Origin of the sequence: Candidatus Kaistella beijingensis (assembly GCF_020084865.1) — a bacterium.
Lineage (GTDB): Bacteria > Bacteroidota > Bacteroidia > Flavobacteriales > Weeksellaceae > Kaistella > Kaistella beijingensis.
Genome location: NZ_CP071953.1, coordinates 2,403,806 through 2,430,059, shown reverse-complemented (window position 1 = coordinate 2,430,059; position 26,254 = coordinate 2,403,806). Strand labels below are relative to the sequence as shown.

Annotated in this window: 21 protein-coding genes; 8 read left to right on the top strand and 13 right to left on the bottom strand. The window is 37.6% G+C overall.

Annotated features, from left to right (window positions below):
* Positions 1-8: 8 nt before the first annotated feature.
* A complete protein-coding gene (locus J4771_RS11275; protein WP_224135101.1) occupies positions 9-2,144 on the top strand; it encodes a TonB-dependent receptor in 2,136 nt (711 codons plus the stop codon).
* Positions 2,145-2,233: 89 nt separating this feature from the next.
* On the opposite strand, the gene J4771_RS11270 is transcribed toward J4771_RS11275, so the two are convergent.
* The gene (locus tag J4771_RS11270) at positions 2,234-3,292 is read right to left on the bottom strand and encodes an NAD(P)-dependent alcohol dehydrogenase (RefSeq protein WP_224135100.1); all 1,059 of its coding nucleotides are present in this window, start codon (positions 3,290-3,292) and stop codon (positions 2,234-2,236) included.
* 121 nt (positions 3,293-3,413) lie between these two features.
* On the opposite strand from J4771_RS11270, the gene J4771_RS11265 reads away from it, so the two are divergent.
* Positions 3,414-4,415, top strand: coding sequence for an NADP-dependent oxidoreductase (locus tag J4771_RS11265; RefSeq protein WP_224135099.1), 1,002 nt, complete (start codon positions 3,414-3,416; stop codon positions 4,413-4,415).
* Between the two features lie 15 nt (positions 4,416-4,430).
* Here J4771_RS11265 and J4771_RS11260 read toward each other — a convergent pair whose 3' ends face one another.
* Together J4771_RS11260 and ruvC are read right to left on the bottom strand one after the other, a co-directional pair.
* A complete protein-coding gene (locus J4771_RS11260; protein WP_224135098.1) occupies positions 4,431-5,504 on the bottom strand; it encodes a DUF4407 domain-containing protein in 1,074 nt (357 codons plus the stop codon).
* A gap of 167 nt (positions 5,505-5,671) precedes the next feature.
* Complete coding sequence (gene ruvC / locus J4771_RS11255; RefSeq protein ID WP_224135097.1) at positions 5,672-6,226, bottom strand: crossover junction endodeoxyribonuclease RuvC; 555 nt, start codon at positions 6,224-6,226, stop codon at positions 5,672-5,674.
* 174 nt (positions 6,227-6,400) lie between these two features.
* Here ruvC and J4771_RS11250 point away from each other — a divergent pair, with 174 nt between their 5' ends.
* Both J4771_RS11250 and J4771_RS11245 read left to right on the top strand, forming a co-directional pair.
* Positions 6,401-9,133: a M16 family metallopeptidase gene (locus J4771_RS11250; protein ID WP_224135096.1), complete on the top strand. Its 2,733-nt coding sequence runs from the start codon at positions 6,401-6,403 to the stop codon at positions 9,131-9,133.
* 100 nt (positions 9,134-9,233) lie between these two features.
* Positions 9,234-10,175, top strand: a complete 942-nt coding sequence (locus J4771_RS11245; RefSeq protein WP_224135095.1) for an MBL fold metallo-hydrolase — start codon at positions 9,234-9,236, stop codon at positions 10,173-10,175.
* A gap of 170 nt (positions 10,176-10,345) precedes the next feature.
* On the opposite strand, the gene J4771_RS11240 is transcribed toward J4771_RS11245, so the two are convergent.
* From J4771_RS11240 to J4771_RS11230, 3 genes are all read right to left on the bottom strand, one after another.
* Positions 10,346-11,461 carry a serine hydrolase domain-containing protein gene (locus J4771_RS11240; RefSeq protein WP_224135094.1) on the bottom strand — a complete coding sequence of 372 codons (1,116 nt, stop codon included), beginning with the start codon at positions 11,459-11,461 and terminating at the stop codon, positions 10,346-10,348.
* 75 nt (positions 11,462-11,536) lie between these two features.
* A complete protein-coding gene (locus J4771_RS11235; protein WP_224135093.1) occupies positions 11,537-12,562 on the bottom strand; it encodes a hypothetical protein in 1,026 nt (341 codons plus the stop codon).
* A 142-nt stretch (positions 12,563-12,704) separates the two neighbouring features.
* Positions 12,705-16,127, bottom strand: a complete 3,423-nt coding sequence (locus tag J4771_RS11230; RefSeq protein ID WP_224135092.1) for a methylmalonyl-CoA mutase family protein — start codon at positions 16,125-16,127, stop codon at positions 12,705-12,707.
* Between the two features lie 126 nt (positions 16,128-16,253).
* On the opposite strand from J4771_RS11230, the gene J4771_RS11225 reads away from it, so the two are divergent.
* The 4 genes from J4771_RS11225 (at position 16,254) to rpsB (ending at position 18,500) form a co-directional block, all read left to right on the top strand.
* A complete protein-coding gene (locus tag J4771_RS11225; RefSeq protein ID WP_224135091.1) occupies positions 16,254-16,586 on the top strand; it encodes a hypothetical protein in 333 nt (110 codons plus the stop codon).
* A gap of 88 nt (positions 16,587-16,674) precedes the next feature.
* Positions 16,675-17,130 carry a 50S ribosomal protein L13 gene (rplM, locus tag J4771_RS11220; RefSeq protein ID WP_224135090.1) on the top strand — a complete coding sequence of 152 codons (456 nt, stop codon included), beginning with the start codon at positions 16,675-16,677 and terminating at the stop codon, positions 17,128-17,130.
* A 5-nt stretch (positions 17,131-17,135) separates the two neighbouring features.
* Positions 17,136-17,522 (top strand): 30S ribosomal protein S9, encoded by a 387-nt coding sequence (gene rpsI / locus J4771_RS11215; protein WP_224135089.1) that lies wholly within the window; start codon positions 17,136-17,138, stop codon positions 17,520-17,522.
* A 210-nt stretch (positions 17,523-17,732) separates the two neighbouring features.
* Positions 17,733-18,500, top strand: a complete 768-nt coding sequence (rpsB, locus tag J4771_RS11210; protein ID WP_224135088.1) for a 30S ribosomal protein S2 — start codon at positions 17,733-17,735, stop codon at positions 18,498-18,500.
* Between the two features lie 329 nt (positions 18,501-18,829).
* On the opposite strand, the gene J4771_RS11205 is transcribed toward rpsB, so the two are convergent.
* The 7 genes from J4771_RS11205 to J4771_RS11175 all read right to left on the bottom strand — a co-directional run bounded on the left by J4771_RS11205 (position 18,830) and on the right by J4771_RS11175 (position 26,229).
* Entirely contained in the window at positions 18,830-19,486 is a 657-nt protein-coding gene (locus tag J4771_RS11205) for a DUF6759 domain-containing protein (RefSeq protein WP_224135087.1), read from the bottom strand.
* A 28-nt stretch (positions 19,487-19,514) separates the two neighbouring features.
* Positions 19,515-20,192: a tRNA (guanosine(46)-N7)-methyltransferase TrmB gene (gene trmB, locus J4771_RS11200; protein WP_224135086.1), complete on the bottom strand. Its 678-nt coding sequence runs from the start codon at positions 20,190-20,192 to the stop codon at positions 19,515-19,517.
* 69 nt (positions 20,193-20,261) lie between these two features.
* Positions 20,262-20,996, bottom strand: a complete 735-nt coding sequence (locus J4771_RS11195) for a DUF6759 domain-containing protein (RefSeq protein WP_224135085.1) — start codon at positions 20,994-20,996, stop codon at positions 20,262-20,264.
* A 142-nt stretch (positions 20,997-21,138) separates the two neighbouring features.
* Complete coding sequence (locus J4771_RS11190; protein ID WP_224135084.1) at positions 21,139-21,930, bottom strand: hypothetical protein; 792 nt, start codon at positions 21,928-21,930, stop codon at positions 21,139-21,141.
* A gap of 153 nt (positions 21,931-22,083) precedes the next feature.
* Positions 22,084-24,972: a reprolysin-like metallopeptidase gene (locus J4771_RS11185; RefSeq protein ID WP_224135083.1), complete on the bottom strand. Its 2,889-nt coding sequence runs from the start codon at positions 24,970-24,972 to the stop codon at positions 22,084-22,086.
* Positions 24,973-25,232: 260 nt separating this feature from the next.
* Positions 25,233-25,892, bottom strand: a complete 660-nt coding sequence (locus J4771_RS11180) for a DUF6048 family protein (protein ID WP_224135082.1) — start codon at positions 25,890-25,892, stop codon at positions 25,233-25,235.
* A complete protein-coding gene (locus J4771_RS11175) occupies positions 25,858-26,229 on the bottom strand; it encodes a DUF6452 family protein (protein WP_224135081.1) in 372 nt (123 codons plus the stop codon). The genes J4771_RS11180 and J4771_RS11175 overlap by 35 nt, the downstream gene beginning before the upstream one ends.
* Positions 26,230-26,254: the final 25 nt, after the last annotated feature.

The window sequence follows — 26,254 nt, the reverse complement described above, 5'->3', positions numbered from 1 at the left end:
TTCATTCAATGAACAAAACATTAACCATTGTTGCAGTTTTGGCAACAACATTTTTCTATGCACAAAATCAAGCACAGGCTATTGATACCGTGCAAATTCAGGGACGCACCAAAGTGAAGAAAGAACGTTCCGAATTCAAAAAACACGCACAAAGCACCGAGATTCTTTCAAGTTACGAACTGAACAGAAATACCAATAATTTCATTGAGCAATCTTTGGGAACGCTTTCAGGAGTTCAAGTGGATAAAAGAACTACCGTTGGTGGACAAAGAATCGTGGTTCGAGGTTACGGAAACGATCAGAAATTTAACAACTGGGGCGTGAAAATGTATCTTAATAATTTTCCATTGACCAATGCAGACGGTGTTACCAATTTGGAAGACGTTGACTTTACTTTGATTAATCATATCGATGTCATTAAAGGTCCTGCATCCACGCTTTATGGAGGTGGAGTTGGTGGAACGTTACGATTTTACATTCAACCTGAGGCGGTAAAAGGAACCTCGCTTTCCCAAAGTTTTATGGGTGGATCGTTCAAGACTTTTCAGTCGGCGACGAGAGTGGATGCAGTTTCTGAAAATTCTTCCTTAATGCTCAATTACAATCATTTCGAAAGTGAAGGTTACAGACCGAGAGGAACGAGCAACAGAAATAACTACACGTTTTTGGGCAACTTCAAACTCAATTCGAAGCAAAACTTGGAAGTTTATGCCGCTCACAATAATACAAGAGAAGGGGTTCCGGGACAGATTTCCTACGCAGATTATTACGCCGGAATCGATGATGGGAATTTAGCTTATGCTAGAAGAAATGCGAGAAATATTTTCGTTTCCAGCCGTTTTTCTGTGACCCATCAGTGGAAAATTCTCCCAGAATTGGAGAATAAAACCAGTATTTTTTACGGAAGCCTTGAAACTGACAGAAAAGCTGCAGGAGCTTATGAGAATACGATTTCACCAACTTATGGTTTCAGAACAGCGTTTGTTTTTGAGAAGAAACTCGGTGAAAACTTTAGAAATAATCTAGAGGTTGGAGCGGAACATTTGATTACAAAAGCACTCACTTCAAACTATCGTTACACTGGAACCAATCCAAATGTTCCCGATGAGGTTCGACCGATGGATAAAAATTCTTACTTCAAGTACAACAATTTTGCAACCTCCATTTTTGCGGTGGACAGAATTACTTACGAACCGTGGGATTTGACTTTTCTTGCAGGAATTAGTTACAACACATTGGGTTACAACCGAAATGATTTGCTTGCGGTTCCCGGTGCCGTGGCGAGTTCATATAAGGATCAATCATTTCAAAAAGATTTTAAACCGACTTATGCGCCGCATTTTGCTTTGCAGAAATCATTTGGTTCTCACCTCTTGAATGTAAGCTACAGTGAAGGATTCAACGCTCCAACTGCGGCAACCGCCTTTGTTTCTGGAACTGGAAAAGCGAATGATGATTTGAAAACGGAGCACGCAAAAATGTGGGATTTATCTGCACACGGACTTTTTGCAGATACCAAATTCGATTATCAGGTTTCAGTCTTTTCCATGAATATTTCCAATAAATTAACCCAGCTTTCCGGTGGAAATTACACGTATTGGGCAAATACAGGAAGCCAAAAAAATAAAGGGTTAGAATTGAGTTTGGGTTATGTAGAAAATTTCGATTCTGGATTTTTTAAGAAGATTGAACCTTACTTCAATTATTCGCTTTATGATTTTAAATATGATAATTTCGTAACCAACGGAAAAAATTATTCGGGAAAAGAAGTAGTGGGTGTTCCTAAACACAAAGCATCTCTTGGTTTGGATTTCACTACACATTCTGGGTTTTATCTCTATAACACGTTTAATTATTTGGACAGAATTTATACCGATTTTGCTAATACTACTAAAGTGAAAGCATATCATCAGTTAAATATAAAATTGGGTTACAAAAAATCGTTTGGTCAATTTGAAATGGACGCTTATGTCATGGGAAATAATTTGACCAATAGAATTAACTACACGTTTGTCTTTCTTGGAAACAGCGTAGGAGACAACGACCCGGACTCCCAATATCCCCAAAATGTTGCAACGGATATTACTCCAGGTCCAAAAAGTGCTTATTTCTTTGGCGGTTTAAATGTGAAGTATCGTTTTTAAGCAAATAAAAAAAATATTGCCACAAATTCACAGCAATTAAATCAGTGAATTCGTGGCAATTTTATTACTTATTAATTATTGCTTATTGCTCATGATTTCAAACTCTGCATATCGATCACAAAGCGATATCTCACATCGCTTTTCAGCATTCTTTCGTAAGCGTCGTTGATGTCCTGCATGTTGATCATCTCAACTTCGGGAAGGATATTTTTCTCGCCACAAAAATCGAGCATTTCCTGAGTTTCGGCAATTCCACCAATCACCGAACCCGCAACGGAACGTCTTCCCAAAATCATTGGAGGGGTTTTCAGCATATCCTCCATGGAACCGATATATCCCACCAAAACCAATGTTCCCGATATATTTAAAGTTAAAATATAAGGATTGATGTCGTGATCATAAGGTACGGTATCGATAATTACATCGAATTTTCCTTTCACCGAATTCATTTGCTCTTCATCGGTAGAAATAATGACTTCATCTGCGCCCATGTCTTTTGCTTCCTGCTCTTTTGAGGGAGTTCTCGAGAACAGAGAAACATGCGCTCCCATTCCTTTTGCCAGTTTAATCGCCATGTGACCAAGTCCGCCCAAACCAACAACTGCAACTTTGGAATTTGGACCAACTTTCCAATGTTTTAAAGGAGAATACGTGGTGATTCCTGCGCACAAAAGTGGCGCAACTGCCTTTAAATCTAAATTTTCCGGAACCCTTAAAACAAAATCTTGGTCAACCACTACTTTTTCGGAATAACCGCCATAAGTTTGCTGTTCAAGATATTTGTCTTTGCTGTTGTAAGTTCCGGTTGAGCCGTTCAGGCAATATTGCTCCAAATCCTGTTTGCAACTGTCGCAAGTTCTGCAAGAATCCACCAAACAACCGACTCCAGCTAAATCTCCGACTTTAAATTTCGTCACTTCCGAACCAACTTTCGTAATTCTTCCGATGATCTCGTGACCGGGAACTGCGGGATATTTTGTTCCGCCCCAATCGTTTCTTGCGGTGTGTAAATCGCTGTGACAAACGCCACAATACAGAATATCTATTTCTACATCTTTCGGCTGAACTTCGCGTCTTGCGATGGTCATTTCTTTTAAATCTGCATCTATTGCTTCCGTTCCGAAGGCTTTTACGTTATGCGTGTTCATATTTTTTTTGAATTTAATTACTACAAATTTAAAGTTATAATATCGTTTTTTCGTCTTTATAAATGGTTTTAAAATTTATTTAACAAAAAATTCACTACATTTAATTATCAATAAAGTCAATTTGAAATCATTCTACATCACCAAATACGACAAAACCTCACCTTTAAAATTCGGCGATTTGCCGATTCCCGACATTTCCGCTGACCAGGTTTTGGTGGAAATGCATTACGCAAGTCTCAATCCCATCGATTTTAAAATTAAACACGGCGACCTGAAAATGGTTTTACCAATGAAGTTTCCTTTAATTTTGGGGAATGACGGTTCCGGGATTGTTTCGAAAATTGGCAAAAATGTGAAACATTTTAAAGTTGGAGATGAGGTTTATCTTCGACCAGATAAAAACTCAGGAATTGGAACTTTAGCTGAATTCATTGCAGTTGGCGAAGACGAATTGGCTTCAAAACCGAAAAATTTGTCATTGGAAGAAGCCGCCTCGATTCCTTTGGTTGGTTTAACGGTTTGGCAAATTTATGAAAGAGCGGGATTGAAAAAAGGACAGAAAGTTTTCATTCAGGCAGGTTCCGGTGGAGTGGGAACATTTGCAATTCAGTTGGCGAAATATTTGGGAGCGGAAGTCGCAACAACCGCAAGTCCAAAAAGTTTTGAAATGCTTCAGCACCTCGGAGCCGATATTTTGATTGACTACAAAACCCAAAACTTCGAAGACCTACTAAAAGATTACGATTTGGTTTTGAATACTCAAGACGAGGAAACACTTTTAAAATCGATGAAAATTCTAAAACCCGGCGGAAAAATTATTTCAATTTCTGTGGTTCCAGATGAACAATTTGCCATAGATTCTGGAGTGAATTGGTTGGTGAAATTTGTCATCAAAATGAGGAGCGCAAAAGTGATCAAGGAAGCCAGGAAACGCCAAGTTGATTATTCTTTTTTATTAATGCATTCGAGCAGAAAACAGTTGGAAGAAATCACAAGCATCATCGAAGAAGGTAAAATTAAACCGGTCATCGACAAAGTTTTTCCTTTCAATGAAACCAATGAAGCGATGAATTATTTGGAAAGCGGACGAGCCAAAGGAAAGGTTTTGGTGAAAATCAGGTAACCCTTTTGTTACCCGTTATTCCTTTTTAAGATTTTCCTTAAAATCTTCGATTCGCCAATCTGTTCCAACATTTCCTTTTTCGATTTTTTCTTTGGCGTAAAGTCGGAAATCGTTTTCGGTTTTGTCTAAAAGATAATCGTAAGGACCCACCGATGAAATTAGTTTTACCAAGACTGGTGAAATTTCAAGACAGATAAAAAGCCCCATGATAAATGTTGCCGCAATTCCGATGATTGCTGAGTTTTTTCCAAGTTCGTCCAAGGCTTGAAGTCTTGCCGCAAATCCGTTGAATTTGTCTTCAAAAGTTTCTGTTTTGTTTCTTTCCGTTTCGATATTGGTGTAAACTTTTGAGATTTCTTGGTCTAAATATTCTAAACGAGGAGCAATTTGTTTTTGATAATTTTCTAAATCTTGTCGGCGTTGTTCCTTCAGTTCGGATTTTCTTTTCGCGTTGGAACCGAAACCTACTTTCCCGGAAGTTAAACCAGACTGTTTCCCCAGAATTTCCTTCTCTAACTCAACCGAAGCAGAATCATAAGCTTTTTGATACTCTGCAACTTTAGCCTGAATCTGTTTTTTCTCGGTTTCAAAAGGTCCTGACTGTTGCAGGATTCTCCCGTTCATTTCAGCTTGAAGTTGGGTTTTATTTCTCTGGATAATGGTGTTCAATTGCTTGTTGACTTCTTTCTCAAAAATTTTCAGCTCCAAAGGTTTGGAAATGATTATTCCTAAAAACGCCGCCAAAATCAATCGTGGAATCGCCATTAAAACTTGATTCCACCACGTTCCTGTTTTCTTGATGGAAGAAACAATATATCGGTCAAGATTAAAAATCATCAAACCCCAAAGAATTGAAAATCCTACCGAAATCCAAATATCATCGAAAACGGTGAACATCGCATAACCAGCAGAGAGCGTCGCAAAAACCGCAGTGAACAAAATGATTCCGCCAATTCCGGCGAACTTGTTCCATTCGCTTGGTGTTTTTCTTAAAATATGGATGTTGCCACCTGAACAAACTAGGAGGAATTTTTGAAACCAATTCATCCTGTGGTTCACAATGGTTGGATTTATTTTTTGTGCTTTCATTTTTTTAAAAAGTTTATTTGTTGAAACCTCAAATCTCAAATCATTTAATTGGTACATTAAAACGCAACAATGTTACAGATAGTATTGGGCAATGCCAAGTAAATTGGTTGTAAAATTTTTGTAAAATTCAATTACAATTTAAAGCACTGAAAACAAATTGATTGCCTTTATTTTAACCTTTCGGGATTCTGTTTCAGAAAACTCGCCCAACCTGTATAGTTTTTCTCGGTTATCGCACTTCCCGAATTGAAATGATGACAAACCGCAACCGCTAAACCATCGGACGCGTCGAGATATTTTGTGGGAAATTCCTTTAGACTTAAAAGATTTTGCAGCATTCCGGCAACCTGTTCTTTGCTTGCATTTCCGTTTCCGGTGATGGCCATTTTCACTTTTTTTGGGGAATATTCGGTAATCGGAATATTTCTGTGAAGCGATGCAGCCATGGCAACACCTTGCGCTCTCCCCAACTTCAACATCGATTGTACGTTTTTTCCAAAGAAAGGTGCTTCTAAAGCAACCTCATCGGGATGAAATTCGTCGATTAATGCTAACGTTTTTTCGAAAATATATTTCAGTTTCGTTTCGTGATTGGGATATTTCTTTAAAATCAATTCATGAATGGAAATCATTTCCATTTTACTTCCCTTCACAGAAATGATTCCGAAACCCATAATCGTGGTTCCCGGATCGATTCCCAAAATAATTTTTTCGGTTTGCATTTGGTAAAAATAAGGAATCGGTACTTAAAATTATAATTTGAGAGGTAATTTTCATAATCTTCTACTTTCTTAATTTTAGTTAAATGTAAGGAAAAACTTTTTCCAATTACCGCACTTTGTATAACTTTGAGCAGCTGATAATCATAAATCTTCAATAATATAAATTTCAAAGACATGAGAAAATTTTTCCTCACTGCTTTGGTTGGATTAAGTTTAGGTTTTTCCCTAAATCTAAGTGCCCAAAAAGCAGAAACCCCAAAATTCATCGGAAACGTGGAAGGAATTAAGGAATATTCCCTCAACAACGGCATGAAAGTTTTGCTGATTCCCGATGCGTCGCAAAGTAACATGATCGTAAACATTGTGTACAACGTAGGCTCGAAAGACGAAGGTTACGGTGAAAAAGGAATGGCGCATTTGCTTGAACACATGCTTTTTAAGTCAACTAAAAGCTTAGGCGACATTAAAAAACAATTGACCGACAAAGGCGGTGCTGCAAACGGAACGACTTGGTACGACCGAACCAATTACTATGAAATTTTTCCCTCGAACGACGAAAACCTGAAATGGGCAATCCAAATGGAAGCGGACAGAATGATTAATGCGACTATTCTGCAAAGCGACCTCGACAAAGAATTTTCTGTGGTAAGAAATGAATTTGAAATCGGCGAAAATGATCCAAACGGCGTATTGATGGAGAAAGTGTTCTCCACTGCTTATATGTGGCACAATTACGGAAATTCAACCATTGGAAGTAAAGAAGACATCGAGCGTGTAAAGGCAACGACCTTAAGAAAGTTCTACGAAAAATATTATCAACCTGATAACGCAACCTTAATTATTGCAGGAAAATTTGATGAAAATAATGCGTTGAAATATATTTCAGACTATTTCGCAACCCTTCCAAAACCTACACGAGAATTGGGCGGAACTTACACTGTAGAACCTGCTCAAGACGGCGAAAAAACAGTTGAACTGAAACGTAGCGGAGAAAGCAAACTCGTTGCCGCTGCTTATCACACCGCAGCTTTTGCCGATAAAGATTACGCCGCTTTAGATGCTTTGAGTGAAATTTTAACGGCAAATCCTTCTGGATACCTCTATAAAAATTTAGTGGAAACACAGAAAGTTTCAAGTTTGTGGGCGTATTCGCCGCAGGTTCGGGATGCAGGTTTGATGTATTTCAATTTCGATGTTCCAAAAGACAAAGATTTAGAGGTAACTAAAAATTTAGTTAAGGCTGAACTGGATAGAATTTCAACCCTCAATTATAACGAACAAGATTTGGCAAGAGCAAAGTCTAAACTGCTGAAACAAATTGACGACATTAGAAACAACACCATTCGATACGCCATTTCTTTAACCGAAATCATTGGTGCAGGAAATTACAAACTCGCCTTTCTTTACCGTGACAATGTAGAAAATCTTTCGCTTGCCGATATTAAAAGGGTGGCCGAAAAATATTTCAGAAGCAACAACAGAACGATTGGGGTTTTTGTTCCATCCGCCAATGAAAACCGAGTAAAACCTGCTGAATATTCGCCTTCACAAATCGCTTCATTAACCGATAACTACAAAGGAAAAGCATTAGAAAAAGAAGCCGCACCTTTCGAAGCAACAATCGCCAATTTGAAGAAAAATTTAACGGAAGGAAAACTTTCCAACGGCATGAAATATGGCTTGATCAACAAGGAAATCAAGGGCGATAAAGTAATGGCGAACTTTAAATTATTGGCAGGAAACGAAAAAGATTTGGCAGGCAAAAACGCCATCGGAAATTTAACCGCACAATTGTTGAATGCAGGAACCAAAACGAAAACCAAGGAACAGATTCAGGATCGTTTGGATCAACTGAAATCGAGCATCGACACAAGAATTAATGGACAAAATCTATACATTTCTCTAAACACCTACAAAAATTCTTATCAGGAAGTGATGGATATTTTAAAGGATATGATGGCCAATTCCATATTCCCACAAAATGAAATCACCAATAAGGTAGCTGAACAAAACACCTATTTGGAGGGACAATTGAAAGATCCGCAAGCAATCGCTCAAAACGAGCTCGAAAGATTTTCTTCACCTTATCCAAAAGAAAGCGTTTTTTATACCGCTTCGTTACAGGAACAGATTGATAACAACAAAAAAATTACTAGAGACCAGATCGTCAATTATTACGAAAACATTTTGGGTGCAAACAATGGCGTGGGAACGGTGATAGGAAACGTGGATCCGAAAATTGCCGCAGCCTCTATCGAAAGTACTTTCGGGAAGTTTAATTCTAAATCGAAATACTCCGAAATTAAACCTACCTATTTTGAGACCAAAAAAGCAGATAAAATCTTTCTGACTCCCGATAAAGAAAATGCGATGGCTTTAGGGGTGGAAAGTTTCAAGATGGATCAAAAAAGTGCAGATTATCCCGCGCTACTTTTAGCCAATGAAATTTTGGGAAGTGGTGGTTTTCTTTCTGCAAGACTTCCGATGAGATTGCGTGAGAAGGAAGGAATCAGTTACGGAGTCGGCTCATTCATTGATGTTCCCGTTTCCAATGATGTGGCAAATTGGGGATATTACGCCTTATTAAATCCTACAAAACGTGACGCGGTGGAAAAAGCCGTAAAAGAAGAAGTTGCAAAAGCTTTGAAAGACGGTTTCACTGCTGAAGAATTGGTGACCAACAAAAAAAGTTACGCCAATATTCAGAAAACCATGTTGGGAATGGACAACACGCTCATTAATATTGTAAACAAGAAATTGCAATACGGCGTTTCTCTCGATGAATACGATGCTTTGAATGCAAAAATTGAAGCCTTGAAATTAGAGGAAGTTAATGCGGCACTTCGCAAGTATTTGAGTTTGGATAAATTGACTTCGGTTTATGCAGGAGATTTCAACAAAAAATAAATTTTTTATAATTGATAATCAGTCCGATGCAGAAATGTGTCGGATTTTTTTGTAGAACCTTTTAAATTTTTTTTCCTATTTTTAGATCAAATTACTCAAGATGAACCGCAAAGATTTTCTTGCCACCACATTTTCCGCAGGTTTAGGATTGGCTTTGATGCCGACTTTCCTAAGTTGTAAAACTACAAAACCTATTAATAGAAGTGTTTTTGAGCCCTTAAATTTAAGTACAGGAAATTTAGAAAGAGTACGAGGAAATGTTTTCCGGTTTACGAACCGTGGAGGAACGGTAGGTATTTTGGAGACGAAAGATGGTTTTATAATTGTGGATTCTCAGTTTCCCGACACTATAAAACCTGTTTTGGATGGAATTTCTGCTAAAGGCAAACCGATTGAATTTCTTTGCAACACCCATCATCACGGAGATCATACTTCGGGAAATATTTCTTTTAAAGATTTAACGAACAAAATCGTCGCGCATCAAAGAGTTCCCGAACTTCAAAGAAAAGCTGCAGAAAAAAGCAACAAGTTGAATGAGCAACTTTACGCCAATATTTTGTTTGAAAAAGAGTACAAAATCAATTTGGGAAATGAAAAAATCACAGCTTATCATTTCGGAAACGGACATACTTTTGGTGATGTGGTGTATCACTTTGAAAATGATAACGTGGTTCATGTCGGAGATTTAATGTTCATCAACATGATTCCTGTGTATCGAACTTCAGACGGAGCCGATTCTTTCAATTGGATAAAAGTTTTAGGAAAAATTCAGGAAAAATTTGATGATGACACGCTGTTTATTTTTGGTCATGCCAACAAACCTGAATTGACGGTGGGAAACAAATCGAATTTGAAAGAAATGTCGGAGTTTCTTGCAGCGAGCAATGATTTTATGATGAAGGCAATCCGCGAGTCAAAATCGAATGAGCAGCTACTTACAGAAAACGCATTCATTCCAGGCTTTGAAAATCGAACTACAAAAGAAAGATTTCCAGATTATTTAAAAGGATTGCGAGAAACTTTGGCGGGCAAATATGAATGAGTTTTTAGTGAATAAATTTTGGCTAAAGCCACGATGCATGAATTTATTTTCCAAATGGGCTAAAGCCCATTCCTATTGAATTTTTCATTTATAGAAACATTTACTGCAAAAAAAGACCAATTGCAACTTTGCACCAATATGCATCAACTGCAACTTTGCAACAATCTGCATCAAATCTTAATCATCTCTTTCCTCAATTCAGCGACCGAACTTTCAATCGCATCCGTTAATTTTTTCACTTCTTTGTGTGGGATGAAAATCGCATCTTTTCCTTTGCTTTCATCGGCAATATTGGACAAAATAATTACGGAAGTTTTGGTTTCGGGATAGTAAATATTCAGCGACGGCGAACCTTTCACGTAACCTGTATGAAAATACGCGACCGGTTTTTGCGGATTCATCATAATTCCAAAACCGTAACCCATTTTTCCTAAAATCGGATGATTTCTACCGGAAGATTTTTCCATGAATTTTTGAAGTGATTCGGGTTTTAGAATTCTGCCGTTGTAAAGCGCATCATTCCATCGGTGAAGATCGGGAACGGTGGATAAAATTCCACCTGCAGCAACTGAAATCTCTTTGTCAGCAAGTCGTTTCGGCATGTTTTCTATCTTCTGAAAATTATTGGAATTTCCTGTGTACGCCCCTGCAAAATCCTTTCCCTGAAATAAATTTGGGGTGGAAGAATTTTTCATTCCCGCTTTTGCAAAAAGTTCTTTGGCATTTTCATCGTAAGATTTCCCTGAAACTTTCTCGACCAACTCCCCTAAGTTCCGGAAACCTTTATTGGAATAATTGAATTCTTTTCCAGGCTTTGAATGCAAGCCGCTTCCGAAATCGTTCAATCCGGAAGTATGATTTAACAGTTGTTGAATCGTGATATTTTCAAATTCTTTCGGCTGAAATTCAACCAAATACTTTGAAACCTTATCGTTAATTTTCAATTTCCCCTGCTCTTCTTGAAGCAAAACTAAAACCGCTGTAAATTGCTTCGACAGCGAACCAATCGCAAAAACCGAATTGCTGTCGATTTTGGATTTTGTCTTAAAATTTTCGAAACCGTTTTCCTTTTCATACAATTTTTCACCATTTTGAAAGACCGAAATGCTTCCGTTAAAATGATTTTTCTCAAAAACCGAATTAATCTCTGTTTTCAATAATTTTTTTTGGAAAGCGATGATCGTGGAATCTATAATTAAGTTTCTTTCTGAAATTTTTTCTGCCTCGGATTTGCAGGAAATAATGAAAATTGGGATTAAAAGCAAGAAAACTCTGTTGAAAATCATATTTGTGTTTTGATTTGTCAAAGATAATTATTAGCAAAAAAATCTCCCGAATTTTCGGAAGATTTTCTGTTTATTTTATTTTTTCACCTCTCTTATTGGTATTGGGGCACCATTCAGGTAATCTAGTTTCATGTCAAATTTTGCACTTGCGTCAGAAGCAATCAAGCCGCCAATAATTCCAAAAAATGCACTCGCCATAACCACATTTCCTGTTTTTGCAGTCGCTTTTGCTCTTGCCTGATAATACAACTCATTTCCCTCACCCCGATTCATTTTAAGAAAACCATTGTCCAAATCCGAATAAATGTACGGTATGCCTTTATCAATCAATGCATAATATTGATCTTTTTGTATTTCTTTATCTTTTCCGGTTTGGTTGGTATATATTTTTACAATTTTGCTGTTATCCGGACCGAATTTCACGCTTGTAAAAGTTTCCGACGCAGGAATTTGGTTTCTGAAACTTTCAAATCCGGTGTAAAGTCCGTCGGTTAAAGTGCTGTTCGCATAAAGTGGATATTTCCCCTTTACAATCTGGTCATAATTTTTAATTTCGGCATAAGTATATTTATCTGCTGTAGCCGGAGTTTTGGTCGCGTTTTTTGCGATGAAGTTGGAAATCATTTCGCTGCCTTTCTTCATCGTCGCTTTCGTTACATCCAATGATGAATGTAAAATAACCTGATCAATTTTATCAAGCGAACTGTATGTTCCGTCGGCATTTTTTCCAAAAAGAAAACCTTGAACGTAGCAATAACCTTTCTCGCTAACTGCGCCCGTTACTTCTGCAAACGAAAATTGTTTTAAATATAGGAGCATTTCACCATTTTGGGCATCAGTTCCGTTTTGGGCATCCAACACGCTCTGCAATTGTTTGCGCAAAGAAACTGTAGGAACAACTTTCGCTTTTGCGTTGAATGCGCCTTTCTGTACAATTCCCATGTTGGTAGAGTCAATTCTGGCATCAACAAGTTTCAAGGTTTTGTAGAGGCTGTTCGGAACTTTTGTTTCGGGTAAAGTTACTTGGAAATCTTCGATTCTGTTTTGTGAAAAGGTAAAACCTGTAATTAATAAGGCAAAAATTAAACTAAATTTTTTCATAAAATCATTTTTTCTTAATCGTTAAAGATAAAAATTATTCCGACATTGTTACAAAGAAGAAATATGATCTTTGGCAGAAAAATCTCCAGAAAATTTTCTGGAGATTTTATCGTAATTAAATTCTATAATTCGAAATTCAAAATTACATGTTACGGCGATACTTTCCGCCCACTTCAAACAGCGCATTGGTAATCTGTCCGAGTGAACAATATTTTCCGGCTTCCATCATCACTTCAAATAAATTTTCCTGATTGATGGCGGCTTTCTGTAACTTTTCCAACATTTCACCCGATTTGTCGGCGTGGGATTTCTGGAAATTTTCCAAATTGGAAATCTGCAATTGCTTTTCTTCTTCGGTAGAACGAATCACTTCTCTCGGTAAAATCGTTGGCGACCCATCTTTTCCAAGGAAAGTATTCACGCCAATGATTGGGTATTCTCCGGTGTGTTTCAGCCATTCGTAATGCATGGATTCTTCTTGGATTTTCGAGCGTTGATACATCGTTTCCATCGCTCCAAGCACGCCGCCTCTTTCTGTAATTCGGTCAAATTCCGCATAGACTGCTTCTTCCACCAAATCTGTTAATTCTTCAATAATGAAAGAACCTTGTAACGGATTTTCATTTTTCGCTAAACCGAGTTCTTTGTTGATGATCAACTGAATCGCCATTGCTCTACGAACGGATTCTTCGGTTGGAGTTGTAATGGCCTCATCGTACGCATTCGTGTGAAGCGAGTTACAGTTATCATAAATCGCATACAACGCTTGAAGTGTGGTTCTGATATCGTTGAAATCAATTTCCTGTGCGTGAAGCGAGCGTCCGGAAGTTTGGATGTGGTATTTTAACATCTGACTTCTTTCGTTGGCGTGGTATTTTTCCTTCATCGCTTTTGCCCAAATTCTACGAGCAACACGACCAATTACGGCGTATTCCGGATCAATTCCGTTGGAGAAAAAGAAGGATAAATTCGGAGCAAAATCGTTGATATTCATTCCACGGCTCAAATAATATTCCACATAAGTAAAACCATTGGCAAGTGTGAACGCGAGTTGCGAAATTGGATTGGCTCCTGCTTCTGCAATGTGATAACCGGAAATAGAAACCGAATAGAAATTCCGAACTTTTTCTTTGATGAAATATTCCTGAACATCGCCCATTAATCTCAAGGCAAATTCCGTAGAGAAAATACAGGTATTTTGCGCTTGGTCTTCCTTCAAAATATCGGCTTGAACCGTTCCACGAACCGTTGCAATGGTTTCAGCCTTTATTTTGGCGTAAGTTTCCACATCTAAAATTTCATCACCGGTAATTCCTAATAATTTTAATCCTAAAGCATTATTGGAAGGCGGTAATTCACCATTATAGGAAGGTCTTTTCAAACCTTTATCATCAAATTTTTCTTTGAGTTTTTGTTCAACTTTATCCCAAAGATTATTTTCTTCGATGTATTTTTCACAGTTTTGGTCGATTGCGGCATTCATAAAAAATGCCAACAACATCGGAGCGGGACCATTAATCGTCATCGAGACCGAAGTCATTGCATTAATCAAATCAAAACCGGAATAGAGTTTTTTCGCATCATCCAAAGTCGCGATGGAAACTCCCGCATTTCCAATTTTTCCATAAATATCGGGCGGAAAAGCTGGATCTTGTCCGTATAAAGTCACGGAATCAAAAGCCGTAGAAAGTCTTTTCGCAGGCATTTCTGCAGAAACATAATGGAATCTTCGGTTTGTTCTTTCTGGACCGCCTTCTCCGGCGAACATTCTCGTGGGATCTTCTCCAGTTCTTTTAAAAGGGTAAATTCCGGCGGTGTAAGGAAATTGTCCGGGAACATTTTCCTGTCCTTTCCAACGGATAAGGTCGCCCCAATCCTGAAATCTCGGCAAAGAAATTTTTGGAATTTTCAATCCTGAAAGCGATTCGGATTTTGTATCCACTTTAATTTCCTTTCCACGAACGAGGTAAGTGAAAGTTTCTTCTTTCATTTCCTCCTTGAATTTATGCCAACCTTGCAGGAAAAAAACATTTTCCTCAGAAAGTTCTTTTTTTGCTTTGATGAAAACTTTTTCAAGTTTGTCGTGCGTATGTTCGTCATCGGTAATTAGCGCTTTTGCTCCGTCGATGAGATACATTTTTTTAGCAACTAAAGCCTGTTCTTCAACTTGTTTGTCATATTGTTTATTATTTTCTACAATTTCAGAAAGGTAACGAACTCTTTTCGGCGGAATAATCGTGGATTCTTCCTGAACATTGTGTTCTACATATTCGTTAAAATATCCTTCGACCTCGCTCAGGATGAGATCGTTCTTATTATCACGCTGAGCGGAGTCGAAGCGTGATTTCCGAATAACTTCATTAACTTTTTTAATCAGCGAATTATACAGTTCCGTAGTTCCCCAATCGTTGAACTGATTTGCTTTTGTGGAAAAAACCGGCATTTCTTCCAAAGTTTTATCAAAAAACAAGTGATTTCTTTGATACTGTTTTCTCACGGCTTGAAGTGCGTCCAAAGCACCGCGTTTGTCTGATTTATTTAAAGCGATTAAATCGGCATAATCCAACATATCAATTTTTTCCAATTGCGTGGAGGCACCGTATTCCGGCGTCATTACATACATCGAAACATCGGCAATTTCAGTTATTTCCGAACCGGACTGTCCAATTCCCGAAGTTTCTAAAATAATCACATCGGGTTTTGCAATTTTTAAAATATTAATGGCGGAATGAATGTAAGGCGAAACCGAAACATTGTTCTCACGTGTCGCCATAGAACGCATATACACACGAGAATCGTTGATGGAATTCATACGAATTCTGTCGCCTAAAAGTGCGCCTCCCGTTTTCTTTTTGGAAGGATCGACGGAAATAATGGCAATTTTTTTATCTGGATTTGAACGCAAAAATCTACGAACTAATTCATCGGTCAATGAAGATTTTCCTGCACCTCCAGTTCCCGTGATTCCTATAATGGGAATCATTGAACCATTTGCTTTTTCATCGATCGCGTTTACCAAATCTGGTTTTTCATCAGAAAAATTTTCCACTGCTGAAATCACTTCTGCGATGGATTTTGAATCTTCAAATTTGATTTTATCTAAACTTTCAACAGTAACATTTTCTCCCGTTGCGAAATCGGATTTTTTCACCAAATCATCAATCATTCCCTGCAAACCAAGTTCGCGACCATCGTCCGGAGAATAAATTCGATCAATTCCGTAATTCATTAAATCTTTGATTTCTTCCGGCAAAATTACACCGCCTCCGCCGCCAAAAATTTTGATTTGTGAAGCGCCTTTTTCACGCAAAAGGTCATAAATATACTTGAAATATTCGTTGTGTCCACCTTGATAAGAGGTTAAGGCAATCGCATTCGCATCTTCCTGAATTGCCGTATTTACGACTTCTTCCGCAGATTTATCGTGACCGAGATGTATCACTTCGCAACCTGTTCCTTGGATGACGCGGCGCATAATATTGATTGCGGCATCGTGACCGTCGAAAAGCGATGCCGCAGTTACGATTCTTACTTTGTTTTTAGGTTCGTATTTTGAGGTTTCCATAAAGAAAATTGAAATTTTTGTGGATTTTTCAAAGATAAGGATTCTTGTAGAAGTATTAAAAATTTGGCTGAAATTTGACTATATGACATTGACGGAAAAGAGTATTTTTGCAGAAACAATACAATAATGCAACGCGCAATCATCTATTTACTATTAGGAACAGCCATCAGTTTTTTACTGAATTATTTTCTTTTGGGAAGCCAAGGCTGGAAACTTGATTTGTACTACGGACTTTCCTTCGGTTCAGCTTGGGGAATTGCTTATTTTTTAGATAATGAGAAATTCTCTTTGCCGCAAAAATTTTTGATTTCCTTTTTAGCGATGGCAGTTTTGGTTGCGGTAGGATTGTTGATTTTTGATTTTGAACAAGTTGTTCCATCGGTCATCAAATTTTCAACCGTTTTTGTTGCGTATTATTTGATTGCGAGTTTCAGAACATCGAAGTCGCTTCGAAAATAAAATCAAAACAATTTTCTAGGTTTAAAAAAAATCCATACCTTTGCACACCCTTAAAGGGAAAATTATGTTTAACCGTAAACGATAAAGTGTGAATACATTAAGTTACAAAACCGTTTCAGCTAACAAAGCTACCGCTAATAAAGAATGGGTTGTGGTAGACGCTGAAGGACAACCTTTAGGAAGACTTGCTTCCAAGGTTGCAAAGATTTTGAGAGGAAAGCACAAGACGAATTTTACGCCTCACGCAGATTGTGGAGACAACGTAATCGTTTTGAATGCTGGGAAAGTTACCCTTTCCGGAAACAAGTGGGCCGACAAAACTTACATTTGGCATACTGGTTATCCAGGTGGTCAAAAGTCAATGACTGCTCTTGAACTTCAGAAAAAAGATTCTTTGAAAGTATTGGAAAAATCTGTGAAAGGAATGCTTCCGAAAAACAGATTGGGATCTACATTGTTCAAAAACCTTTATTTATATGAAGGAACTGAACACAAACATGAAGCTCAACAGCCAAAAGTAATTAATATTAACGAATTCAAATAATTAATATGTCAATAGTTCACAAAATCGGAAGAAGAAAAACTTCTGTAGCAAGAGTTTACGTGAGACCAGGTTCTGGAAACATCACGATAAACAAAAAAGACTCTAAAGAGTACTTCGGAACTGACGTGTTGGTGTACAAAATCAACCAGCCATTTTTGCTAACTGAAACTGTAGGTCAGTACGACGTAACAGTGAACGTTTTCGGTGGTGGAATTACAGGTCAGGCTGAAGCAATCAGAATGGGACTTTCCAGAGCATTGTGCGATATCAACGAAGAATTCAGAGGGTTGTTGAAACCTCACGGATTGCTTACAAGAGACGCTAGAATGGTGGAAAGAAAGAAACCAGGACAGAAAAAAGCAAGAAAGAGATTCCAATTCTCGAAACGTTAATATTTGCAATCGGCTTTCAGCAAACAGCTGTTGGCTTTACAAATATTATTCAAAAATTTTTAAATTATTACGCTCAAGCTGAAAGCAAATTGCCGAAAGCTGAAAGCATTAACAAAATTGCCCCGTTTAGTTTAGCATCCAAACTTTTCTCCCATCTAAAGAAAAGTTGATTGCAAAAAGCGGAACGTAAACTAAAAACAAAAAAGAAACATGGCTAAAGCAAATGTTAAAGACCTTTTAGAGGCAGGTGTACACTTCGGTCACATGACCAGAAAGTGGAATCCAAATATGGCTCCATACATTTTTATGGAGAAAAACGGTATTCACATCGTAGATTTACATAAAACAGCAGTGAAATTGGACGAAGCTTGTAACGCTTTGGAAAAAATCACTTCTGCAGGTAAAAAAGTTCTTTTCGTAGCAACTAAGAAACAAGCGAAAGAAGTAGTTGCAAAACACGCTTCAGAACTGAACATGCCTTATATTACTGAAAGATGGCCGGGTGGAATGTTGACGAATTTCGTTACCATCCGTAAAGCGGTTAAGAAAATGAACCACATTGATAAAATGAAGAAGGACGGAACTTTCGAAACTTTATCTAAAAAGGAAAGACTACAAGTTGACCGTCAAAGAGCTAACTTGGAGAAAAACTTAGGTTCAATCGCAGACATGGTACGTCTTCCTTCAGCACTTTTCGTAGTGGATATCATGAGCGAGCACATCGCGGTAACTGAGGCTAAAAAATTGGGAATCCCAGTTTTCGCAATCGTTGATACCAACTCTGACCCAAGAAAAGTAGATTACGTAATTCCAGGGAACGACGATGCTTCAAAATCAATCGACATGATTTTGAGCGTGGTATCTGATTCGATTAAGGAAGGGCTTTCTCAAAGAAAGGCAGACAAAGAAAAATCTAAAGAAGAAGGAGAAAAAGTAACTGCTGATGCAGATGCTGATTTCGACAACGCAGCGGAATAATCCTCTAGGATATTTCAAAAATAATAGGAAACCGTCTCAAAAGTTTTGAGACGGTTTTTGCTTTTAGCGATGTACGTTAAAAATACCTCTTAATCTTTAAACAACGTAAAAGATGGCGTTATCGACCGGGAAATTATACGTTCCAAACCCTAAAATACATATACCGAACCCCAAATTTGACGTTATGCAACGCTAAATTTAACGTTCGGAACCTGATCGATAATCTAAAAGACCGAACAGGTACAGTAAAAGACTCCAATTTTATACTTCACTGAAAAAGGCTCAGAAAATTTTCTGAACCTTTTTTTATGTAGAGGAATTTGGTTAATTTATTTCTGCCAAGCGGCAGGATTGTTTTTCTGTACATAACTGTTGGGCGAATTTGAAACAACGGGATTATTTAAAATCACCAACATGTTTTTCCCAATATTTTTTAAGGAAGAATACTTTGCGTCACAAACATTGCTTAACAGTTGATAATCCCCTTTCTTTACCACCAACGAGTTTTCACCGTGAGCTGGGACAGCCAGATTATAAAATTCCGCTCCCTGAATTCTTACAATCATATTGCAGTCGGAATTATTTTGAACGAGCAGAATAGCTTCCTTTGAAGTGATATCGTTGTCAAAAAGCTGGTTAAGTAACTTTACCGTTTTTTCTTTATGGGCGGTGGATGACAATGTGATTAGTCTTTTAAATTCCTCGGTCTCGTCGTTATTTTGTTGTTTAACCACGGTTTTCGGAATTTCAAGAATTACGGGTTTTGCCGTCTTGTAGGGGTTTTGTCCGCTTTTCATCCACGACGAATTTTTAAGGGCAATGAGTTTTGATTTCAAAACTATTCTTCTGGGATCATCTGGATGTGAGCTTTTCAGAAAATTCTCAATTTCGGTAATATTGGAGCTTTCTAAAATGTTATTATTTTTTTTCTGTGCAGAAACTGACATCAGAGTCAGAAAAGCTACGGCAAAAAATGTTTTTTTCATGTACGAACGGGACTGGTGTTTCTTGTATTTATTTAATTCTGAATTTAATATAGGTAATCGTTTTTCCTTTTGCGGAAAACAAACCTTCATAGTATGTTTTTATTTCCCTTAAAAGCGGAGTTCCCGGTTCATATTCCGGCGCTCCGTAAATATCGTGGTGTGCTGAAATAATTTCGTGTCCTGCTCCCTGAAGCAAACCCAAAGTATAGCCATGCAGAAATTCGGAATCGGTTTTCAGGTGCATGATTCCATCCTTCTTTAAGATTTTTTTGTAGCGTTCCAGGAAATCGGGATGCGTCATTCTGTGCTTTGTTCTGCGGTATTTGATTTGCGGATCGGGAAAAGTAATCCATATTTCATCCACCTCATCATGATCGAAAAAGCAATCAACAAGTTCTATTTGAGTTCTTAAAAATGCTGCATTATTCAGATTATTCTCAACAGCTTCTTTAGCGCCGAACCAAAAACGGGCACCTTTAATATCAATTCCGATAAAATTTTTCTCAGGGAATGCTTTTGCCAAACCTACAGAATACTCTCCTTTCCCACAACCAAGCTCTAAAACGATCGGGTTGTGGTTCTTAAAGACTTCGCTTCTCCATTTACCTTTTAAATGAAAATTATTGAGTGCCTCATCCCGTGTAGGCTGAAAAACGTTAGGAAGTGTTTTGTTTTCGGCAAATCTTGCCAGTTTATTTTTACCCATTTATTCTTTAAAGAACGTACAAAAATAGAAAAAATTGTTGCTATATGAAAAGCGCAATTGTTAGAAAATTTACTTACCCTTTCCCTCACCTAGGGAAACCATAACCGCCTTCTGTACCGTTTTTTGTGAGGCATATTGCGCTCCGCACACCAAGCTGGAGAAAAGATAATCACCTTTGGTTACAACTACTGTATTATCGCTGTGCGCCGGGATTGCAAGTCTGTACTTTGTGTTGCCCACTCCCTCGATCCTCATAATCATATTACAGTCCGATTTATTTTCAATCATCACAATACTTTCCTTACTGTTTGGATCGTTATCAAACAGTGAATTAAGTACTTTTACTGTATTGTTCTTATGTTCGGTAGGATTTACATTCATCAACATTGCAAATTCTGCTTCTTCGTCGGCAGTCATTCCTGAAGCGGTTAAACCAGTGGCACTGTTTACTGCAGCAACATTTGGATTCGACGCTGTTCCATAAGTTTTTGTTACATAAGTGGTTCCTCCTTCCTTTTTTAATAGTTCTTCCTTAAATTTCGCAATCTGCTTTTGCCGAATAAGATCATTCATTTCATCAAAGGTAATTCTCGTGGATGGTTTCTTTCGTAAAAGCGCAATTTTTTCCTGAAATTCCTTTACTCTCTGATCTGCAGGATGTGCATTTTTGATGTATTCTTTGAGCATCTTAATCAGTCGGGGCTTCAAAATGAGACGTTTCGGATCATCGGGATGTGCATCACGCAAATAAGCATCAATCTCATAAATATTGGTGCTTCTCATGATTTTGGAATAATCTTTCATTTTTTGCTGGCTAAAAAGCATACAAAAACTGGAAAACGTAAGCAGCAGTAAAAATCTTTTATACAAATTCATTGCTTATTTAATTGTTAACAACTGTAAATAATCTGCCAAAATTAAATATATTTTTAGTATTAATAAAGCATTATTTTGCAACATCCATTAAATGAGAATTACGAAGCCTGCGCTGATAAACCGGCAAATATTTTTCTATATAAACCCCAACTGCCTCAAAATTATTGTTCGAAACATATTGGTAAATGTTATCAGACGAATATACGAACTGTAGAAAATTGTCGATAAGGTTCACCGGTATTTTCAAGTTTGCGAAATACTCTGTGCCGTAGTATTTTTTTATTGCCGTGACCGAATTGTTCATTCGCTCATATTCGGTGGCCCTTTCTTTCTTCTTCCGTTCCCCGGAAAGGATATCATAAATGCTTTCCAAACTGAATGTTAAACCTCCGCCAGAAAAACCTGCAACGGGCAATGTTGGAGAAAGACCGTCACCTTTCGGACTAGGAAGACCAATCATTCTTTGTAACGCCATTGTTTTTTCTCCATTTTTGAGTGAGCTCACATCTTTACGGAGATTTCCAGTAGGCTTAAATCTGCTGATTACAACTTCCTGAATATCATAATAAGCAACCTTTAGCTCTACAATATTGTTGGTGCTCTGTAAATTTTCGGCATTTACGGCAACATCTTTTCTGTCTGTAATAATGGAGGTGAAACGTATGATGTCTCCAGGTTTTGCCGGAATTTTGAAGCTTCCATAATAGTCGGTATAAACAGTATTTTGAGAAGTTATATTGGTGACATAAATCTGATTGAGATAATAGACGGAATTGTCCCTAATTAGGATTTGACCAGAAAAATATTGGGCATTAACTTCCGATAACATCAATAAAGTTAACAGTAATAAAAACTTCTTCATATAGTGCGCAAAAATAAAAGAAATAACACAGGAACACATTCTATTGGATGCGCTTTCACGGTTAAAGTTTGGTTAAACTTTACCTATTATTGTTAAAAAAACAAAAAAATCCCCGGAAATTTCCGGGGATTAATTATAGATGGGAAGTAATTTTTATTTTTTGATAAATTTCACTTTCTCCACATTTCCTTTATCTTCAATTGAAATCATGTAAACACCTGACTGCAATTTAGATACTGGAACTTTGTTGTCCGCAATTTTACCTTTAGAAACCATTTGTCCTGCGATGTTATAAATAGTGTAAGTTGCGTTGCCGGAAACTTTAGTAATATTTAATACATCAGTTGCTGGGTTTGGATACACTTGAAGATTTGCCAAAGCATTCTCGCCTGTAGCAAGTACTCCAATATTTAAGGTGTAATCTTCAACTTGTCCGTAAGTTGACGTACCACATGGTGTCGTGTTAGGACCTAATGAACTGTCGTGCAATCTTACTCTCATTCTAGTATTTCCAACAAGAGCATCTACTGGAATTGTAATAGTACCTGTCCAAGGTGATAATTTCTTAGGAGTAACCAATGCAAGTTCACCGGCATCATCAAAATCTTTGTCACCGTTCCAGTCGATCCAAACTCTTACTTCATCAGAAGAGTAAGATGTTCCTGTAAATGATGCAGTAAAGTTATAGGTTTCTCCTTTGTTCACATTTCCAATTTTAGAAGTAAAATCTTCATAACCTGCTGTAGAGGTCGAGTTATTATTAATGTTTGCGAACGTAACGTTAGAAATTTTCTCGAAACTTGTAGAAGTTGCACCCGCTGTACAATAAGTAGGCACTAAAGTGGTAAAGTTAGCTGAAGCGGTGTATGAACCAGTAGTACCTGAACATACCGCAGCTACCTGAACTTCATAAGCAGTACCTTCTACCAAGCCGGTAATGGTGTAACTGTTGGTGGAAACCGGAACTTGAGTCCAAGTTGCATCAGCTGTTTTCTTGTATCTTACGATATAAGTTGCATTAGCAATTGGATCCCAGTTTACCTGTGCAGAAACATTGGTAATTCCGCTCACTGCTAATCCAGCTGGAGCAGTACCATCACAAGCAACAATTGCAGAAACAGTAACAGGAGCTACCGCGTAGAAAACATTTCCAATAGCAGAAATTCTTATTTTTAACGCAGTGTTTGTTGCGAAAGAAGAAAAACTAAAATCTTCTGTTCCATCGTTTGGAGTGGATGCTGCGAGAACAGTCCAGGTTGCTCCGTTATCAGTAGTATAATCAATTTTAACGTTTGCTACATTGAAAGGTGCAGCGTTAGTTCCCACTACATCCCAAGTTAATGGACCAGGAGCGTTGTTGTAAACTTTTGTAGAAGTAATCTTGAATGGTCCGTTTGCATGTACAGTAACTTTCTGTAAAGCTTCCTGTGTTTGTTGCTGAAGCGGATCAGGATTATTATCTCTTACGGTAACTCTGTAGTTTGAAGCTCTTGCAACGGTTGAAACCGCTTCCCAATCATTAAGGTTAACCAAGCTTCCTGACATTACCGTTGAAAATTTAGGGAAATATCTTGTTGGACTTGCTGTTCCAGTAAAAGAACGGAAACTCGCACCACTAGTTGTATTACCTAAATTGGTTTTAGATATAGTTACCGAAGCGTTGTCAACCTGCTCCCAAGTATAGGTTAGTGGATTATTTTCAGCATCCGTGGCTTGAGCTGTCAAAACAAAAGCTGTTCCTTTAGGAATTGTAACATCAGGCATTGCCGTAATTACAGGAGGATTGTTATTAGTAGCCGTTTCAATATCGCAGGTTTTCGCAATTAAATTGTTTTGTACCTGAATAATGGAGTTGATATGGAAGTACGCGTCAGAATGTGGTTGTACATCAGTAGCACCAGTAATTCCCGCATAACCCATAATGGTAGATCCGGATCCTGGTTCAACATTCTGTCCTGTTCCTTCAAGACTCATTGAGAAAGTGTGGTTCCCACCCAATTGGTGACCCATTTCGTGCGCTACATAGTCGATATCAAAATTATCTCCCTGTGGAATTCCATCAGCTGGAGAAGTGATTCCTGAACCTTTTGCATTATTTGTTGGTCCAGTAGGGTTTACACAAACACAACCAATACAGCCTGCATTACCACCACCACCTGATGCTCCGAACATGTGTCCGATATCATAAGCGTCATTTCCAATGGTGTTGGTAAGGGTCTGTTGCAATTGATTATTCCACGCACCAATTGTGGTATATGGATCAGTAGCAGGATCAGTGTAAATTAACTGAGGAAAGTTCTGAAGAATTAATTTCAATGCGAAATCTTTCTCGAACACGAAATTACAACGGGTCAACGTTGCATTTATTGCCGTTAATGCTCCCGCTACTGTTCCTCCAAAATATTGGGTATATTCACCGTTTACCGACATGGCAAGACGCAACGTACGATATTTTTTATCAGAAGATTTGTTGAAATCACTTGGATTATTGGTGAATGATTTTCCACCGGTGTAAAGTTTGTCAATTTGAGCTTTGGTAAGCGGAGTTTCTGCAGTGGAGCAAATGAATGCTTTATCCGCTTCAGACTTATTGGTTTTTGGATGAACTCCGTAAACTGTTCTGGAATGATTTTGTGGCTCAATAAACTCGTACGAACCATTCTTAAGAATCATCGACTGGAAGTCGTTTGGCGCCACACTGAATCTTACATAAGCAGTTGGATCATCAATACCTACTCCCACATAAGAATGCAAATCATACTTATCTGCTAGTGATTTTACTACAACCGGAGAACTGTAAACAGCGAAACGCTCAATTTTCCCATTAAGTGTCGGTAATTTAACTTCAACGGCTACTGCACCTTTTCCAGTTTCTTGCGCATTGGCAAGTTTAGATCTCATTGCATCAAGATCTAATGAATAATAACTAGTGACATTAGATGTCGGACGGATTCTCTCCCCTTGCATTGATGTAGGGCTCCATTGCGCAAATGCAGCTGTACTCATCAATCCACAAAGTAAAGAAGTAAAAATTTTCTTCATAAGATTAATATTAAAGTTTTTTGAATGTCCCAAAAGTAGCTCTTTTTATTTTTTCCACAAAACAAAAACATCAAATATTTTGATAATTTATAAATGAAAAAATATTTTTTAACTGCTTTTAATAAAGAATCATTAATTAAAAAGAGAATTTTTAACTAAAATGTTATTTTAAAAAAATATTGGGAAATTTTTAGCAATAAATTTCTTAAAAAATTATTAAAAAGAGAATTATATTATTTAAAACATAGTATTGATTACCGTTAAAAATAATAGGCAATATTCCATGCAAATCCTATATTAAATTTTCCAGAACTTTTGCCAAATCCGGGCACGATCATTGGCTTAATATCTTCTTGCTTTGTAGAAAAAACCAAATATTTGGGTTGGATATTTACATCGATATAAAAAGGCGATTCAAATAACTGAACTCTTCCACCAACAGTTCCCTCAATCCAGTAAGAACTTTGATTTGAGGAGGGAAAAGCTACAGAAGTCTCACTTCCACCATATCCGCGTACAGGAACTGCTTTATATTCTTGGTTATAAAATGAACCCGCCAATTTTCCGCCGGCATAAAAACCGTTCATTGCATTTTCAGCATCGTTTGCCAACATATAAAAAGCTCCCAACTTTAAAAAAGGTCCGTTTACCGTTGCATCATAACCGTTTTTCTGGTAGACATTTTTTTCAAAACCTGCATTAGCAGCAGCATGAAGATTTTTCTGAATTCTGGACGAAACAAATCCCTGAAAAATCTTTCTGTGCGAAAACAAACCAATTCCCGCATTTAACACATCGAAACCAACCAGAAAATTGGGTTTGTAATTCCATTTAGCTTTTACTGAATCTTGTTTCTGCTGTGCAAAATTGATGATGAACAGAAAACTAAAAAAGAAGGAAAAGATGTGTTTTGCTTTCATCGATAATTTGGGTTTGATTCTGTTCCGTCTCTAAAACAGGATTTGGTGTAATTACGGTAGAACTTACATTCTCATAGATTCGCTTAATTCCACAAGCTGGAGACACATATTCTGATGCGGTGGTGTAGTTAATTTTTATTTTAGAGGTGATCGCTTCTTTTGAAGTTCCCACATAAATCTCGGTAAAAGGATTTTCATCCACTCGAAGCGGAATAAAAACCGAATCGGTCTTCCTTTTATTCGCAATCACGGGAATCTGCCCATTTCCATAATCCACGTTAATGTAGATGGAATCCATGGTTTTGAGTTTTCCGGTGGATTTGGTTTTGAATTTCATTTTTAATCTGGGAGTTGCTTCACCA